At 36.0% G+C, this 18084-nt stretch carries 10 protein-coding genes; 7 read left to right on the forward strand and 3 right to left on the reverse strand.

What is annotated here, in order from left to right:
• Positions 1-20: 20 nt before the first annotated feature.
• The 3 genes from ACM0OP_RS14085 to ACM0OP_RS14095 all read right to left on the reverse strand — a co-directional run bounded on the left by ACM0OP_RS14085 (position 21) and on the right by ACM0OP_RS14095 (position 10904).
• Positions 21-2564, reverse strand: a complete 2544-nt coding sequence (locus ACM0OP_RS14085; RefSeq protein ID WP_414529042.1) for a proteasome protein — start codon at positions 2562-2564, stop codon at positions 21-23.
• A gap of 1430 nt (positions 2565-3994) precedes the next feature.
• Complete coding sequence (locus ACM0OP_RS14090) at positions 3995-5452, reverse strand: TIGR03985 family CRISPR-associated protein (protein WP_414529043.1); 1458 nt, start codon at positions 5450-5452, stop codon at positions 3995-3997.
• A 55-nt stretch (positions 5453-5507) separates the two neighbouring features.
• A complete protein-coding gene (locus tag ACM0OP_RS14095; RefSeq protein WP_414529044.1) occupies positions 5508-10904 on the reverse strand; it encodes a trifunctional serine/threonine-protein kinase/ATP-binding protein/sensor histidine kinase in 5397 nt (1798 codons plus the stop codon).
• 405 nt (positions 10905-11309) lie between these two features.
• Here ACM0OP_RS14095 and ACM0OP_RS14100 point away from each other — a divergent pair, with 405 nt between their 5' ends.
• The 7 genes from ACM0OP_RS14100 to ACM0OP_RS14130 all read left to right on the forward strand — a co-directional run bounded on the left by ACM0OP_RS14100 (position 11310) and on the right by ACM0OP_RS14130 (position 18042).
• Positions 11310-11471 (forward strand): hypothetical protein, encoded by a 162-nt coding sequence (locus ACM0OP_RS14100; protein ID WP_414529045.1) that lies wholly within the window; start codon positions 11310-11312, stop codon positions 11469-11471.
• On the forward strand, positions 11471-12391 hold the full coding sequence (crn3, locus tag ACM0OP_RS14105) for a CRISPR-associated ring nuclease Crn3/Csx3 (RefSeq protein ID WP_414529046.1): 921 nt from the start codon (positions 11471-11473) through the stop codon (positions 12389-12391). The genes ACM0OP_RS14100 and crn3 overlap by 1 nt, the downstream gene beginning before the upstream one ends.
• A gap of 124 nt (positions 12392-12515) precedes the next feature.
• Entirely contained in the window at positions 12516-14867 is a 2352-nt protein-coding gene (cas10, locus tag ACM0OP_RS14110) for a type III-B CRISPR-associated protein Cas10/Cmr2 (protein ID WP_414529047.1), read from the forward strand.
• Positions 14864-15586: an RAMP superfamily CRISPR-associated protein gene (locus ACM0OP_RS14115; protein WP_414529048.1), complete on the forward strand. Its 723-nt coding sequence runs from the start codon at positions 14864-14866 to the stop codon at positions 15584-15586. Before cas10 ends, ACM0OP_RS14115 begins: the two co-directional genes overlap by 4 nt.
• Positions 15573-16793 carry a type III-D CRISPR-associated RAMP protein Csx10 gene (gene csx10 / locus ACM0OP_RS14120; RefSeq protein WP_414529049.1) on the forward strand — a complete coding sequence of 407 codons (1221 nt, stop codon included), beginning with the start codon at positions 15573-15575 and terminating at the stop codon, positions 16791-16793. Before ACM0OP_RS14115 ends, csx10 begins: the two co-directional genes overlap by 14 nt.
• Entirely contained in the window at positions 16790-17212 is a 423-nt protein-coding gene (locus ACM0OP_RS14125) for a hypothetical protein (RefSeq protein ID WP_414529050.1), read from the forward strand. Before csx10 ends, ACM0OP_RS14125 begins: the two co-directional genes overlap by 4 nt.
• A 23-nt stretch (positions 17213-17235) precedes the next feature.
• Positions 17236-18042, forward strand: a complete 807-nt coding sequence (locus tag ACM0OP_RS14130; RefSeq protein WP_414529051.1) for a putative CRISPR-associated protein — start codon at positions 17236-17238, stop codon at positions 18040-18042.
• Positions 18043-18084: the final 42 nt, after the last annotated feature.

The following is an 18084-nucleotide window of genomic DNA, read 5'->3' on the forward strand; positions in this document are numbered from 1 at the left end:
TTCTCTGTGGTTGCTAAATCTTAGGAATTAACATTATCCTGTACATAAGAAATTGTAGACAGATGAGAGAGAATCTGTAACCAAGCCGGAATAGCAATCTTACTGGGAGAATCTCCCGCAGCAATATATCTTAGCAATGCTTCCTTTTTAGAAAGATTTTGCAGAGTAGGAATAACTTGATCTAAAATCCCTTCTAATTCCGCATTTACCTGTTGATTAATTTCGCTGACATACTGCACTAAATGCAGACTAGCACAAGCAATAATTTCATCTCGCAGTCGCAACACAAAAAGTTGATGATTACCTGTTCTGGGTAAGTCTTGGCTTTTTTCAGGAGACCAATCAAAAATTTGACCTATATTATGTTTTTCATCTTTACGCGCGAGGGGAAACATCATTTCTGGTGCAATTGATGGTTCTTTGGTGTTAATTTCTGCGATAATTGCTTCTTGCCATTGATTAGGGTCACATCCTAAAAGCAATTTGTAAAAGATATCAGCTTCTTCTATACCAAAATTAGCTTCAATGTCCGCTTCCATTTCTGGATGCAGATTTTCTTGTAAATAATCTCTTTCTGCACCGATACTCTGAGATAATTTACTTAATAAATCTACTACAGCTTGATGAATGCGATCGCGCGCATAATTTTCTAATTCTTTTACAGTTTTAGCAAAGGCTGGATAAAAGTCTTCACTTTTAGTTGGTAGGCTACTATTAACTCGATTTCCTCTATCAAATAGCTTCCCGGCTGCACCTTTAAATTCAGCAATGGTAATGTTACCATTATGAGCTTTATTAAATAGTAAAGTCCACTCATTCCAATTGAGAATTTTAAATATCAATTCATCCTTAACGACATCGCTAACCATATCGTCTCGGCGGTCTTTGAGTGGTTCTTTACCTAAAGTTTTTTGAAAATTGCGATAGGTTTTATCTAAGTTTTCTATAGCAGCCCGAAACTCAATTAAATTCTGAGTATCTGCGGTGGGAATACCTTGTTCATGAATTTCCGCAATAATATTTTTCAGGTGTTCTTGTTGTTGCAGTAAATGATCAGCAGCCCTTTGAGTATCTTGATATAATTGTTTTAATCCGTGATTTGCTACATGATTTTGCATTAATTCTCGCAGTTTAGCAACACTGCCATCTTGGGCAAAATAACTGAGTTGTTTACCTAAAGAACTCCGAGGGTCAGACTCTAACAGACGTGTACTTAATAGTTGCCACTTTTCTTGTAACCGCTTAGAACGTTCTAGATAATTGGGATAGTCTAAATTAGCTAAAAATTCTGGTGAACCGGCTTTAACATTGGTGGAACGTTTGGCTAATTCTGCTAACCCTAGTAGGGGAGATAATAAAACAATTCGGTCTTGTTGGGTGGTGAAGGCACTAGCAGCATCAATGGTGGTTTGTAGAACTTTCAATTTGTATAAAACATCTTTTTCGTCTAAAAGTCTGCTACTTTCAATTAATCTATCCAGTTCTCGTTCATAACCTTCACTATCTAAAGGTAATTGATCAAAACGACCCACCCCCACTAAAATTAAATCTTTGAGGTCTTGTCCTGGGCGCTGCTGCTGCATCATGGTGAAAATTTTATTGGCGCGATCGCTACCAGGGGTTTTACCATTTAAAAGCACTAAAATAGTCTGTACTTCTGCCAATTCCCGCAGTGATAAAAAAGTATCCCTCGCCCCGGAATTAGCCGCCCCTAACCCCGGAAAATCTAACAGCACAAATTCAGAAGCCCCAGTAAAATCCCAAATTTCCCGTGATATTTTTACCTCAATATCAACCCGACGAATCAGAGGGAAACTGTTCTGTAATAACTTAGTAGGTAGTCTCTGGGGTGGGCTAGGTAATCTAATATGAGATGGCGGTAAATCCTCAAACCGTAGAGTTTGGATAGCCATCGGCTGTTCAGTCAACTGTAGTCCCTCACGGGCGGTGACAGCATCAATTTGGTAGTGTCCACCACACATCGCCTCTCCATAAGCCTGATAAGCCCGCAGGAACAATACCAACTCTCGTAGTAAATAACGTAATTCCAGGTTTTTACTACTGTTCCATGTATCCTCACACCAGTTAAGAATATCTTTGTTAATGTGTAAAGCAGGCATAGGTGGAAGTCCAGCAGCAGTAGTCCGGCGACCAGCTTCCTGTAACATGAACTGCAAACACTCATTCACTCCTTCATGAGAAAGATACTCTACCCGAAAATTGTTTGCTTGAGTAGTGACAAAGCCTGATTGGGGGACAATATGAATGGCGGTGACATTACCTGTGGTGGGATTTTCACTAATGGGCAAAGCATCAGCATATCCAATTAAGCTACCCAAAAGTAGAGTTTTGCCGCTACTAAATTCCCCCATTATCCCAATTCGCACCGGAGATGTGGCCAGTTCTACAGTTTTTTCCGCAGCTTCCCGGAGGCGCACAAGACAATCATCCAGGCTAGTGGGTATCCAATCTTCTTGTTTAGAAGGGTACTGGGGTACTGAGTTAAGTTTTTCTAGTATAAGTTCGCCGTACTTTTTAAAACAATCTATTTGTTCTATTTCCATAAAAATTCTTTCCTTTTGATATCAATTTCTGTCAATTTTACAACAGCCAAAAATCTCAATAACAGATACTCATACAACTTGGTTTTATCACATTTGGGATTATTAGCAGATTATTTATTACTTTCGATAGATTTAACTTTACTGAGTTAAACAATTCTTAACCGGATGTTATCTGAAAAATATTAAAAATTTCAAATGTTTTTGCGTTTTTATAGTAATCAGCCTTAATTCCTGATGTGGGGAGGAGGGAGTGGGGCAAAGCCCAGGCAAGTCCCACAAAAATTAGATAGGAGTTTATAGTATAGTGCATTTCTAAAATTTTATTTTAAAGGCAAGTATCAGGCTGAGGTTAGCAATCAATGGAGACTGCATAAAAAAACCCGCCCTTCGACAAGTGTTACAGTTGTAATACCCAGATACCCGACTTCTTGAAGAAGTCGGGTATCTATATCGTCAAGGTTTTATGTTTAATTATGTTGAGCTACTTACAACTAGATGGCTATAGTTATATTTTTCTATAAAAATGAGTACAATAAATATTATTTTAGATTAATTTATTTTCCTAAGTTTATATAGAAGATACACCCTCAAACCGTAAAAACGCTCTTTGTTTTATGTTCCATAATATAAGATAATTGATTAACTAATTGCATCTATCTTATGGATAATGTAAATATTTTACTTTTATTTATCATCCTGGGGATAAAAAAATAAAACCCCAGGACTGGGAATCACTGGGGTTTCTAACCTGACCACACTTATAGTTTTAATATAAAATTCGGTAAAAGTTGCAAATACATAGGACACAAATATGTAATTTTAGTCTAATAATTTGGGTAAAGAATATTATTTTATGCTAGGTATTTAAGTGCGAATATTTATCAGTATGTCAAAATAAATTAAGTGTAGGTTGTCTGTTAACTCATGGCAATGAAAGTGAATTAATATAGCAACCGCTAAGGAGGTTAGGAAATTAACTGATCATAAAACTTAGAAGGTGTTTGAAAAGTGATGATTAATGTATCAAATATTATTTTACCCCTCCCTAACCCTCCCCTTACAAAGGAGAGGGTTAGGGATTTTCTTGTTTCCTCCCTTGGTAAAGGGGGATTAAGGGGGGTAAAAATATGATAAAACTTACCGCTAAAAACTTATCAAACAAACTCTTAGACACCGAAAGGCTTTTACCCTATTCCCCACTCCCTACTCCCCAGCTATATATCATCTTTTAGATAGATAAATAAACGGATATATTTTCCTGAGTTATGTCTAAAGTTGTAGTTTCTAATTATTGATTTATTATGGCGAATAGAGAAAAATAAAAACATCATGTTAAAACATGATTGTAGCCAATAAAAGTGACAGAAAGCCTACTGAATGCCTACACCTGTAGGCATTTTTATTTCTCGGTTTTGTCAGTGTGTCTGTGGTTAATTTATTTCTGGTAAATCCCCATAATTAGATAATTCTTGGATGGCCTCTTGTTTGAGTTGCTGCCGAATTGACAAGGGGGCAATTACTTCGCCATTTGGTCGCCAGTCTCGCAGGCGCATTAAAACATTAATATCTCCTGTGCGTATCCAACCAATATAATAAGCATCACTTGGGGACTTTTGCTGTAAGATGTCTAAAATTTTTTGTTTTTCAATATCTGGGATGTTCTGCACTATTAGTTTCGGTAATTGTTTGTAGGTGACAGCATGAAAGGACTTATGACGAAATGTATTGTCTACATACCTATGGGCAAAGACGGGGGGAAAACGCAGGATGAGAAATTCTCGTTTGAGATAAAAGTTGAATCCCCAGGCGGTATCTAATTCGGCTTGAATGTCTGCTGGTGTGGGTAACTTACCTGTATACCACATCTGTTTTAAGGCTTTGGGAACTTCCGGATCACCCCAGGCTAGGACGTGGAGTTTTTTTGAGGCGATGCGATCGAGGCGATAGTTATGCCAGGCTAATGCGCCTTGGGGGTCTATGCCGTAAGCGCTGAGGTATTTGGCACGGCGGAGGTAATGCAGACAAACAGGATATACTGTGACTTTAACTTTGTTTTCTGCTGTTACCCAGTAGTTAAACTGGACTACGCCACCAGGGGTTTTGCGCCACAGTTGTTCGATTTGTTCTTGGTAGTTGTCTACTTGGTCTTGGGTTTCTGTGGAAAGGATATAGTCAAGGTGCAGAAATATTTGCTGTTGGGGGGCTTGAGTGAGTGGGGAGGGTGAATTATCAACTATTTGTTCCCACAGGTTCTGCATGATCAGGTTTAAGTTGGGTTGCACAAAGGCGACTGATTCTAAGACGTGGAGGAGTTCCCAAGTTTGGGGTATGGAAAGTTGAGTAAAACTGGGTTGGGCGGTGGAGATTTGGGGGGGTGTGGGTAGTTGAAATGGTCGCAGACATTGGTATTGTCCCTGGCTAATTTTTTGCAACCATCCCAGTTGAGTTAGCTGTTTGAGGTCGTCTCGGAGGGAACGGTGGACTGTGGCAAAGGGTCGTTGCTGTAGTTGTTGCTGGAGGTGTGGCGATTCTATGCCGCTTAGTTGTAATATCTCGGTTTGCCATTGGTTTTCGGATATCTGCAATCCGGATGTTTCGAGGATTTCTATACAGGTGCGATGGCAAATACAGGTGAAGTCGCTACATTTGGCTGTGATTTCTGAGGAGTTGAGTTTTTCGCTTTTGGGGTGTGTTTGGGCATATAGGCGATCGCGCAGTTGTGAATAAGTAAAATGTTTGGGGAGATCATGCGCCCATTGTGTCTCGCTGCCATATAGTTGAGTTAAAATCCACCAGTGTCTAATGGCGCGGTGTAGGCGGTTAACTAGTTGTCCCCCTGCTAACCAGTGTAAAATTTGTGGTGTGGGAGAACGGATGGCTTGGGACATAAAGGATGTAAAGATTTTCGTCTGACTTTTAATATAGGAATCCTTCGTGTTTCCATTAACGGATGGGGATGTCTACCAAAAACTCTGTTCCCCTTCCCGGCTCAGAAATACACTCAATTTTACCCCCATGTCTATCTACGACAATTTGATAACTGATAGACAATCCCAAGCCAGTACCTTCACCTATAGTTTTAGTAGTAAAGAAGGGGTCAAAAATTTGTTTTTGCACTTGTTTGGATATTCCTAATCCATTGTCTTTAATAGATATTCTCACCCAATTATTATCAATAACTTGAGTACGAATAATAATTGTATTTTTATCCTGAATTTCTGGAAGTGATCGCCCTTTATTCAAATGATTTAATGCATCAATGCTATTACTGATAATATTCATGAATACTTGATTTAATTGAGAAGCATAGCAGTTTACCAAAGGTAGTTGATTATATTCTTTAATAACTTCAATTTTTCCTTCTTCTGGCTGACCTGGTTTGGCTTTCAACCGAGGCTGTAAGAACATCAAAGTATTGTCAATACCTTCATGAATATCCACAGGTTTCATCTCCGATTCATCCAGACGCGAAAAGTTACGTAAGCCTAAAACTATTTTACGAATCCGGTCTGCTCCTATTTTCATAGAAATGAGCAGTTTTTTCAGGTCTTCGACTAAAAATAAGAAATCTATTTCTTCCAGTGTTTTTTCAATTATTGGTGTAGGAGAGGGAAATTCTTGTTGATATATACTAATCAAATGTAATAGAGATTCAATATAATTATTTGCAGGCTCAATATTGGCGTAAATAAAATTAATAGGGTTATTAATTTCATGGGCAACTCCAGCTACCATTTGCCCTAAACTGGACATTTTTTCTGTTTGAATTAGTTGAAGTTGAGTCTTTTTAAGTTCAATCAATATTTGTTGTAACTTGAGATTTTTGGCTTCTAACTCTTGTGTTCTTTCCGCAACTTTTTCTTCTAAATTTGTATATAGATGAGCATTTTCAATAGAAATAGCCGCTTGTGAAGATAGCAGTTGTAATAATTTTAATCTTTCTGGTGTAAATACACCTACAGTCAAGGCATTTTCTAAATAGATAATCCCAATCAATTTACCTTGATTTAATATGGGTGTACACAATACAGATTTAGGTTTATTTTTAATGATATAGGGGTCGTTAGCAAAAGTTTTTTGACTAGTCGCATCATTAATAATTAAATATTCTTGGGTATTATAAACATAGTTAATTAAGCTAATTGGTAAATCTTGACTATTTCTCAATAACGTTAATTGTAGTTGACATTCTTGATGACATTGACATTGAGCAACCACCATTAAATCATCTGCTTTTACCAGCATTAATGATGCTTTGTCAGCGCCCATATTCTCTAAGATTACTTGCATCAGTTTATGAAGTAACTTATCTAGCTGAATTTCTGACGATATTGCTAGTGATGCTTTAGTTATAGTTTCTAAATCTAATGCAGAAGAAACGTTTTTACTACTAGAGTCCAGTGAGCTAGAACTCATTAAAGAATTAGTATTACTTACAGCCAAATTTGTTATTTTCTGCTTAATAATTGGTGAAAGTAAATCAGGATAGGATTTTTCTAAATCCAGAACTTTAGTTTTTGCACCCCAACGGACGTAAGAGTAATAAGCCTCAATTAAGTATGGTTGAGCGATCTTTACTTTACCACATTCCAGATAAAATTGAGCCGCCAATTCATTTGCAATGGCTTCTTCTTGGATATAAGAATTTTCTCTCGCTCCCAGTATAGCTAAATCATAAAGTTCTAATGCGTGCCATTTATTTCCTAAAACCCTAGCGATTTCTGCTGCGACTAAATTATATTTATGTTGATAATTCATGGGGGCTTTCTCTGCCCACTTTTGTAATATTTCTTGATTGGCTGTCACCTCTGACATATATATTTTCTGTTCTACTTCAGATCGATTATGATAATCAGCCAAAAGTGCTAAAGAATAATAAAAATTATGTTGACTTATAATCAATTGCCCACTAGCGGAGGCAGCATATTCTTTACCAATAACGGCACTTTTTATAGCATTTTTTATCTGTTTAAAGCAATAAAACAAGATGGTTTTAGCTACATATAAACTAAATAAAATATTTTCACTATTTGTATCAATTAAAAGAGGTATTTCCTCTGCTTCATTAAAGAAAATACCATTTAATTCATATTTATGAGGTTTTTCTTCTGTTAGGTGGGAAATCACCTGTTTCCAGATGTTTTGTACACCCAAACTTCCCTGTTGATTTAATTGATTCAGCAATATGGTATACTCTTCTAATTGGTTAGATGCAGATATTAAATTTTCCCCAGCAAATATTATGTGACAACCATGATTTATAGAAATATAACCGACATATTCGATATCACCAACTGCCAATCCAGCGTGTAAACCTTCTACCAAAGAATCTAATGTTTCTCTAATATGTTGTTTCCATAATTTGATATTAGAATTAAATACTAATAGGACTTTACACTTTATTTCTATAGCATCAAACTTATCCAATAAACTTAAGGCCAGTTCACCATAGCGATATCCTGAGTCAACATCTGAAAGCATACTGCATAATAATAAGCCATATAAGACATATCCGTAAGCAGAATCCCTAGAGTTTCCATATCTCACCGACAAATGTATCATGGTAAATACAATTGATGGTAATAATCCTGGATTGGCAAAATAAGCCGCAGAGATCATATTGGTTAATATCCTCATAGCAGCTAATTTATCCTCAGCCATCATTTCGGGTAAATCAATTAAATCTTCAGGATTTAAGTTTGCTGGTGGTTTCTCTTCTAAAGTAACCCCTAACATATCCAATAGCTTTAACCCAGTATCAATGGCTAATTTCATCTGAATTTCTGCCATATACATTTGGATTTCAGCTTCATAAACCTTCACTTGATCAATGATAACTTTTGCATATTTTTTGACTATTTTGGCGTAATTTCTGGCTTGATTAAAGTGAATATTTAAATATGCACTTTCTACCAATTCTACATAAATTTCTAGTGTTAATTGATAGTGACTATCCCAGCTATTTGCTGCTAATAAGCCTAAACCTGCATTTAAATATCTAACAGAATTTTCATAAGCTGTAGATAATTTAGCTTTACGACCTGCAAGTAAATTGAAATGTGCTAATTCATATTTATCCGCTTGTTCACTAATTAAATCCGCTCCTATATTCAGTTGATTAACCACCTCAAATAAATTTTCTTCTAGTTGTTCTGGAGTGAGATTTTTTAAGATTAATTGACCTATTTTTAAGTGAGTTGCTTTTTTATGTGTTTCTGTAATTAAAGAATAAGCAGCTTGTTGTAAGCGATCATGGAGAAATGTATAATTAACTTTTGTTTCTTGATTTTCTTGTGAACTATTGATTGACTTTGTATCTGTAAAAAGTTTATAAGCTTCATTAATGGGTATAATAAAACCTTCTTGGATTGCTATCCACAAATCAGATGCTATTTCATTTTGGCTTTTTTTGGCCACAATAGACAATTTATACAAATCGAACTTATTACCTATACAAGCAGCAATTTTTAATATATTCTGAGTGTTTTTAGGTAGTTTTTGCAATTGCTTTGCCAAAAATTGCACAACATCATTATTAGGATATAAGGCTTCACAATCAGCAAGATTATATTCCCAGGAAGCACTATTAAAATTAAATTTAATTAACTCCTCTTCATGTAAAGATTTCAGTAACTGATTAGTAAAAAGTGGATTACCTTCGGTTTTAGACATAACCAGGTTTGTTAAAGGTATTGTCTTAGAATCTGAACATTTGAGGGTATCTGCAATTAAATGATTAATTTGATTCTCATTAAGTGGTGTTAAAGTAATTTCGTTGATGATGGCTTTGGTTTTACGAATATCATTTAACATCATCATCAAAGGATGTTCTGAACGGACTTCATTATTCCTGTATGCACCAATTATTAATAAGTAATTGGCATTCATTTCACTCATTAATAATTTAATTAGCTTTAGAGAGGCTGAATCCGCCCATTGTAAATCATCTAAGAAAATAACTAAGGGATGTTCTGGGGTAGATAATAGCTGAATAAAGTTACCAAATAATAAGTTAAATCGATTTTGAGAAGCGCTTCCTCTTAGTTCAGCTACTTCTGGTTGCTCCCCAATAATACGTTTTAATTCCGGAATCACATCAGTAATAACTCGTCCTTGATCACCCAATGCTGAGAAGATTTTCTTTTTCCATATTTCTAGTTGGCTGACACTTTCTGTTAAAATTTGTTCTATAAAATTACGGAAAGCTTGTACCAAAGCTGAAAATGGTACATCTCTTTGAAATTGATCAAATTTACCAGAAATAAAATAACCTTTTTGGCTCACAATCTGCTTATGAACTTCATGAACAACAGCAGTTTTACCAATACCAGAAAATCCTGATATTAACATGATTTCTATGGAACCTAGAATAATGCGTTCAAAGGCATTTAACAACGCTTTAACTTCAGTTTCTCTCCCATACAGTTTATCGGGAATTTGAAAACGATCGCTAATGTCTTTTTCTCCTAATTTAAATAAGTTATTTTCGTTATTTTTCAGAAATAATTGTTGACAATACTCTAAATCATATTTAATACCTTTAGCTGTTTGATAACGTTGTTCTGCATTTTTTGCCATTAATTTCAGAACAATTTTGGCAAGAATTGGGGGAATATTCGGGTTGATTCTGCTAGGGTTAATTACTTCTTGAGCTAAATGGCAATGAATTAACTCTAAAGGCTGATTACTATCAAAAGGTAATTTGCCAGTTAGTAATTCATAAAAAGTCACCCCCAGAGAATAGAAATCACTGCGATAGTCTATACCGCGATTCATTCTACCTGTTTGTTCGGGGGACATATAGGCAAGTGTACCTTCTAAAAGATGAGGGCTTTTAATTTCTGAGTTCTCTTTAGGTAGCAAAGAAGATATACTAAAATCTATTAATTTAATTTGCTTAGTTTCAGGGTTGATGAGAATATTATTAGGTTTAATATCTTTATGAATAATTTTCTGATCATATAAAAATTCTAGGGCTGAAGTGATGGCGATCGCAACGGCAAAGAAATCAGTTAAATTTACAGGCTGAGATTGCCTATATTGATTCAGAGATATTCCTCCAAAATCTTCTAAAATTAAGGCGTAACTATTACGGTAAGGTTCTAAACTATAGCATTTAATAATATGGGGATGCTGAATAGAGCGAGCAATAGAATACTGATTTCTAAACAAAATGATATCCCTAAATTGGGGATACTCTGCTTTGAGGATTTTGATAGCTACTGGAGTTTGACTATCCTCCCGTTGGGCTTGGTAAACTGTAGTTCTATTGCTATCATAAATTTTGTGCAGAATTTTGTAGCCGGGAATAACAACCTTGGGGCTAGGACAGTCAATCATAGGTGGGCTTTACTTAATTTTGTGCAAATCTATATAGATGTATTATTCCCAAAAATCAGGCTGAAAGAACAGGTCAAGTAAGAGAATCGCTAGTCTGTATATTTAACACTTTTTATACTCCCATCGTCTTTGAAAGAAACGATTCTCACATTCACTTTTTGTCCTTCCTGAAGCATACTAGCTTTCTTAGGTTCTTTTTCGGTTAATTTAATAGTTTCCAGGATTTCGGAAGTCCCCTTAATACCATTGTTTTTTGTAACTTTTGCCTAAAAGCCTTGGTATATCAGGGTTACAAAATGTGTTAGCTAGGAGTTGACTTAATTACATTTTGCGGGTTGTGTAGAATACCCTTCTTCCATAGGGATGTCATAATAAGTGCATTGAAAAAAAAGCACATTCGTTTTTATGTCTTTATTTGTGGCAAAAAAGCTGGTAATTTACCGGAGTGCGATGGTAGCACTGATTATTGCTGGGATTACTTGGGTGATTCTGATTATTGCGCCGTTGGAATTGTTTTCTGTAAGTTATCTAGATTTACCCAAGCGAGAAGAAAGGAAGGCAGGCTGATGACTGAACCCACTTTGAGCTTAAAATTAAGTGAACCGGTGATTTCCCAACACTGGAAATACCAATTTTTAACAATTTCTTTAACCCAACGCGATCGCCAAATTAAACCCGCAGATTTGAAAGATTTAGAACTTCCATCAGGTATTGATACCACTGGCGGTGTGGTGATTTCTGGACGCGCCCCCATTTGGTTGTATGCTTATTTGACTCATGAACTGCATCCCACGGCGTGGGTAGCTTGTTATGATCCGCGTTTGGGTGCGGTGGTGGTAGCAACTCACTCGGATATGGTTCGCATTGGAGATGTAATTTTGATTGAACCACCCAATGGCCGCCATTCGGGTTTATGTCCGGCTTTGATGGTTGTGGGGCCACCAGATAGCGGTAAAAGTGTGTTTTCTCATGCTTTGTTTCAGGCTTTGTTGGCAGAAAATCCGGATATATATCTGCAACGCGCCCACTGGGATGGAGAGGGTAATTATCTTTTAGAATTAGATCCCGATACGAATCAGGAAGAAATTGAAGCTTTTAAAATGCGCGATCGCGGTGCTTTGACTGAGGAATTTTTCCCTTACCATTCTCAAGTTATCCTGAAGTTACGGCGACAAAAGTCTCTGGTAATTGTGGATGTGGGCGGGATGGTACAGCCGGAAAAGTTACCGATTTTAGAGGCTTGTACCCATTATATGATTATCAGTTCCCAGGCTGCGGCTATTGATCCTTGGCATGAATTTTGTGGCGATCGCGGTAATTTAAAACCCATCTCTGTGATTAATAGTGTTTTGAGTCCCACAGAAATTATTCATCAGGAAAAACCTTATTTAGAGATGACTGCTGGCCCTTGGATACGCGGAAAAGCTGCAACGGTTCCTCACGCTTTGTTAAAACGGGTGAGAGAATTAATTATCTTAAATAAGTAAATTCTCTGTAGAAATTGGTGTAACTTGTAGTATTTAATATTCTATGATTGAGTAATTCATTACTTAGGCGATATCGCCCTTTGGGAAACAGATGATTTAAGAACTTTAAAAACTGATAGTTGATATGACAAATACAAATTCTATTACAATTGCGATCGCTTGGTGTTTAGCCTGGGGAAATCAGAAAAAACCTCAGTTTGATTTGCCAGTTTTACAACAAATGCAACAGGCTTTAAAGAAGGGGGAAGCATTACCAGGGGAATTACAGGATTTAGTTGCACAAGTCGAAGAATTAGAAAGTATTGATCAAGATTATTTCCCCGAAACCCTTGATGAATTAAAGAATCATTATCCTGATTTATGGAATCAGACAACGCCCATCGGTTTAGTTTATGGTGGTGCAACTAAAGTAAAACACTATGTATTTGAATCTGCAAAAATTCAAGAAATTCGCGGTGCATCTGGATTGTTAGATAGAATAAATCAAATTGATTTACCTGCAATTTTCAACAAAAAATATCACCCAAATAAAAACAAGCCTAACCTTTATAATGCCCAATTCAATGAAGTTAAAGGATGGCTAGATGAAAATTTTTATTTGGATGGTAAACTATCTGATGCTTTGATACCAGAATTGATTGTTTATTCTACTGGTGGTAATATACTAGCCTTTTGTCCGTCTGCTTATGTAAATGACTTAGCTAATGCAATTGAAAAACGTTATACAAAAGAGACTTTAACCGCTAACTCATGTGCGGTGGGGGATACATTTAGATTATTAGAAATACGTTTTGGTTTGTTACGACAGCCAATTGAAAACACATTATGGCTTGACTGGTATAAGCGGGAATTTGATAAGCCCTTAGTTCAAGCTTATTTTGGTTATCCTAGTAATGAATCTGAAAAAATATCAGCATTCAAAAGACGCAAAAGTTTTAATGAAATCACCACAAAATTAAACATTTTATTTAATCAGCGTCGTAGCGGTAATGATATTCCTGGTCGTCCCAGTCGCCGCTATCCGCCAATGTTTGAAACCCATCCTTACTTGGTGCGGGATGGAAGCGATCGCCGTTCTGCTATCATACAAGTAGATAAACTTCCCAGAGAAACTTATTTTTCAGAAGCCTCAGTACGTAAGTATTTGGTAGGTGATAGAGCTAAAGATAGTTTAAGTGATAATCCTTCTTGGTATAAAGAATCTGGGCTAACTTGGCAAAGAGGTATAATTGAGAAATGGGTAGATAAATTCAAATTATTTTTAGAACAGAACCCTAGTTTAAAGACTAAATACTACGGAAATATCCTAAATAAACCAGTAGAGATTGCTGAAACTTTAACTCAAGTTTCTAATGCCAGCAATGGTTATGTTGCCTATATCTATGCTGATGGTAATAATATGGGCGGTTATATCCAAAAAATCCTCACACCACAGAAATATCAAGAATTTAGTAAAGATGTAGAACTAGCAACACTTTACGCTGTTTATCAAGCATTAGCTGAAAACTTGCATCCTCACCAATTACACAACTTAAATGATGAAGAATCACACTTACAAAATGGTGAATTTATCCATCCTTTTGAAATTATTACCATTGGTGGCGATGATATTTTATTAATTGTTCCGGCTAATAAAGCTTTACAAATATCTCAAATGATAGGCGAAACATTTGAAAAAATTCTGCTGAAAGAAATAGAACTTGGAGAGAATGAAGGCTCAATTAAAGAAACCAAAAGAATCACGGGTGATTATCAATTGACTCATACAAAACCATTTGAACCTCATAAACATCAACGTTATAAACCTCTAACGGCAAAACGTTCCAATTGTGAACTTAGTACATCAATTGGTGTATTAATTACGGCTGTAAACACACCCATATACTACGCTAGAGACTTAGTAGAGCAATTACTAAAATTAGCTAAAGAACGAGCCAAGACACTAAAAAAAGCTGGCTATTCTGGTGGGACAGTTGATTTTTTAACTCTCAAATCAGTCACAATGATTTCATCCAATGTTAAAGAGTTTCGTAAACAAGCATTAACTAAACACGGTCTCCCACATTTAAAATTCTACGCCACACCATATACTCTACATGAATTAGAAGGTTTAATTACCTCTATTTCAGCATTGAAACAAGCTAAATTTCCTAAATCACAACTTTATCAAATTCGCAGTTTATTAGAACGAGGTAAACATACAGCAATTCTTAACTATCGCTATTTTCGCGTCAGACTAAAACAAGGTAGAGAAGCATTACTTACAGATTTTGAAGAAGCTTGGTGTCTACCAAAAGATAAAGAGAATAAAGGTAATTTAGCACCTTGGATGTATGATGATGGCAAACTTGACCCTAAAAATCCTGAAGAAGCATTTTATGAAACAATTTGGCGAGATATGGTAGATGTTTATGATTTTATGGAAATCCCAGATAACGAAACATCAAAAGTTGCATCTATGGAGAGTGAGTCATGATAAATCTACAAGAGTTATCAAACTCACTGCAAACTTACTCCATTACAGCAGTCATTGATACCGCCTTGTGTATTGGTGCTGGTGCTTCTTCCGCTTATCTTGCAGATAAACCAATTGTTCGCAATGCTGAAGATAACCTACTTATTCCCGCTTCTCAACTGAAAGGACGTTTACGCCATGAGTGCGAAAAAATTGCTAGGGGTTTAAAGTGGCCTATTTGCTATTCTCCTAACCCACAAACTATGTGTCCAGCAAGAGTAGGTTTAACAGAAGATTTTGCCAGAACCGAGTATATAATTTCAGAAGACGCTGAACAGCATCATTGTTTAATTTGCCAAATTTTTGGAAATCCTGTTTTACCTTCTCGCATCATATTAGATGACCTAATTTGTGAAGAAGAACCAGATAATTTGCCAGAAGTGATACGTCCAGGTGTAACTATTAACCGCCGTCGCCGTACTGCTGAAGAAAACAGACTTTACTTTTTAGAAACATCACCAGCAAATACCCAACTGAGATTTACAGGCAATATTTATTTATCTAATGCACCAATTTATGCTGGGTCATTAATTTTAGCGGGTCTGCGGCATATTAATGCTTTAGGTGGTAGTAAGTCAGCAGGTTTAGGTTGGCTACATTGGGAATTTCCCAGTTTACCTGTAGAACAAGCAGCATGGGATTTTCTGGCTAAAGGATTTGAAAATAATGAAAAAGATTAATTTAGAGATTAAAGCACTATCTCCCTTAGCAATTGGTAAACAAAAACCAGGTGGTAATATTAGTGAAGTAGAACAATATATTCCTGGTTCTGTGATTCGTGGTGCAGTTGCTAGTCAAATATTAAAGCAAGCGAATACATCAATTAGTGAGGGGGATGATTTCCATGAGTTATTTTTAGGAGACAACCCTGCTATTTTTCAAAATGCTTATCCAGCAAATCATAAAATTAAATCAGAAGTAAAAGTTATACCTGCTACTGCTTTAAGTTCTAAAGGAAAATCTGGGTTTAAATCAAAAAAAAATCATGGGGTTTTTGATACCTTAATTGACCGCTTTTGTGCAGAAAGTTATGGTTATATTTACGATCCTAACTGTCCTGTCGATGGAGGTAGAGTAGATACATTTACAGGTTTCTATAGTCAAAAAGATGGAAAATATTACCAGAATTCTGCCGATAATCGTTTATTAACCAGAGTAGGTATAAATCGCCGTCGCGCCACTTCTGAAGAAAGGGTACTTTATAGCATTGCAGTTTTAAATGAATCGCAAGAAAAGAAAAAACAACCTCAACCTGTTATATATGCAGGTAGGGTTATAGTAAATGATAATTTAGCCTCATTACTACAACAATTCCTGGATAACCATCAGGATGATTTGCGCTTAGGTGGTGCAGGTTCACGAGGTTTAGGTAAAGTCAAAATTACAGCAAAAGTACCTACTGAGATTAAAACAAATGTAATTAATCAAATAGATAAATTTAATCAGCAATTGCATCAACGCTGGAATCAATGGGGTGATATATTTGGTAGTCCTTTAGAAGGATTCTCAGATAAACGTACTTACTTCACCATAGATTTGCAATCTGATGCAATTTTAACTGAAAACTGGCAACGTACAACGGTAATTTCTCCAGAAATACTACAGCAATATACAGGCTTTACTGATTTATCTTTACAGATTCACGCTGCTTACAGTAGCTATGACTACCGTTCTGGCTGGAATTCCGCTTGGGGTTTGATGAAAGATGTAGAGTTAGTGACAAATAAGGGAAGTGTGTATTTATTTAGTACAGAAAAAAAGGATTTGTGGTTACAAGCTTGGGAAGATTTAGAAGTGTATGGAATAGGCGCTCGCACTTCTGAAGGTTTTGGACAAGTCCAGATTTGTAATGAGTTTCATTGTATATTTCGGGAGAATGCAAAATGAGTGAACAAGCAGAACAACTACAACAACTAAAAATTCAAAAAGGTATTCGTCAAGCTGAAGATTTTTTAGTAACTTGGATTCAAGACGCTTTAGATAATCGTAGATCATACGGTAAATTAGAAGAATCTCAATTTCGTAATTTAGTCAGAGTTGCAGATACTACTGAAAGCACGGAAGTGATTAAAAACTTTCTACGCTATCAAGTTGGTAGAGAAGAAAAATGGGGAAGGGGTAAAGATTCCTTGGCTGAAAAAATTATCACAGATATTAATACCAGAATTAAAGAGAAAGCTAAAGATATAGCTAAAGCAGCGAAAACTGAGGATGTTAATTCAATTCTATTAGAACTAACTCGGCGTTACTTGGGATATGGCGCACGTTATTTGACCTACAAACTTAAAGGCGAAAATCTAGCTTAATTCAGTTTTAATGAGGTTAATATATGTCTCGTTTAGTAATTTCTACAGTTGGAACAAGTTTGCTTACTAATCAAATTGATAGAGAGTATGAAAGTAGTGATTATATTCGTTTAAGAAATACAGCTAATTGTAGCGTTGAAGAAGTAGACAAACATCATGAAGATGTAGCCACAATCATTCAAACTTTAAAGGAAAGAGCAGAAGAAAAGCTGAACGGCGATATTGACGATATTCGAGAAGCTAGCGCAGAACTGAACGGGATTTATGGACTCTATGACCAAGATATAGAGCGAGGTAAATCAGATACTCATTTACTAATTACTACTGATACTGCACAGGGGTTAATTACGGCTGAACTAATTGAAACTTTTTTGAAGAACAAAGGCTTGCTTTCTACAAGTACTTACTATACGCCTGGATTCTCTCTCAATGAAAGTGTGACTTTTGCAGAAGGAATAGCTAATTTATTTAGCTACGTTCAAGAAGTTATTACTTCATCTAAAAATAATCAGCATACAATTTGTTTCAATTTAGTAGGTAGCTTTAAAGCGATACAAGGTTATTTTAATACAATCGGTATGTTCTATGCTGATGAAATAATTTACATATTTGAGGGTTCTAATGAAATTATCAGGATTCCTAAATTACCTGTTCAAGTTGATAAATTAATGATTGAACCGTATAAAGTTCAATTAGCAATGATGGAAGTAGGAGATGTTCCTAAATCTTGGCAAGAAGCACAGAAAGTTCCTTCAGATTGGGTTCTAGTAGATGAGCAAGAGATGACTTTATCAACCTGGGGAAAACTACTTTGGAGTCAGAAGTGTTGAATGTTAAGAAAGAGGTGATAAAAATAACCCAAAATATGGTAA

Origin of the sequence: Nodularia chucula CCY0103 (assembly GCF_963923915.1) — a bacterium.
GTDB lineage: Bacteria > Cyanobacteriota > Cyanobacteriia > Cyanobacteriales > Nostocaceae > Nodularia > Nodularia chucula.

Excerpts from the sequence above, each read along its gene's own strand:
- csx10 (WP_414529049.1), top strand. The coding sequence starts at position 15,573 with ATGAAAAAGATTAATTTAGAGATTAAAGCACTATCTCCCTTAGCAATT.
- ACM0OP_RS14085 (WP_414529042.1), bottom strand. The coding sequence starts at position 2,564 with ATGGAAATAGAACAAATAGATTGTTTTAAAAAGTACGGCGAACTTATA.
- crn3 (WP_414529046.1), top strand. The coding sequence starts at position 11,471 with ATGACTGAACCCACTTTGAGCTTAAAATTAAGTGAACCGGTGATTTCC.
- ACM0OP_RS14100 (WP_414529045.1), top strand. The coding sequence starts at position 11,310 with ATGTCTTTATTTGTGGCAAAAAAGCTGGTAATTTACCGGAGTGCGATG.
- ACM0OP_RS14090 (WP_414529043.1), bottom strand. The coding sequence starts at position 5,452 with ATGTCCCAAGCCATCCGTTCTCCCACACCACAAATTTTACACTGGTTA.
- ACM0OP_RS14095 (WP_414529044.1), bottom strand. The coding sequence starts at position 10,904 with ATGATTGACTGTCCTAGCCCCAAGGTTGTTATTCCCGGCTACAAAATT.
- cas10 (WP_414529047.1), top strand. The coding sequence starts at position 12,516 with ATGACAAATACAAATTCTATTACAATTGCGATCGCTTGGTGTTTAGCC.
- ACM0OP_RS14125 (WP_414529050.1), top strand. The coding sequence starts at position 16,790 with ATGAGTGAACAAGCAGAACAACTACAACAACTAAAAATTCAAAAAGGT.
- ACM0OP_RS14130 (WP_414529051.1), top strand. The coding sequence starts at position 17,236 with ATGTCTCGTTTAGTAATTTCTACAGTTGGAACAAGTTTGCTTACTAAT.
- ACM0OP_RS14115 (WP_414529048.1), top strand. The coding sequence starts at position 14,864 with ATGATAAATCTACAAGAGTTATCAAACTCACTGCAAACTTACTCCATT.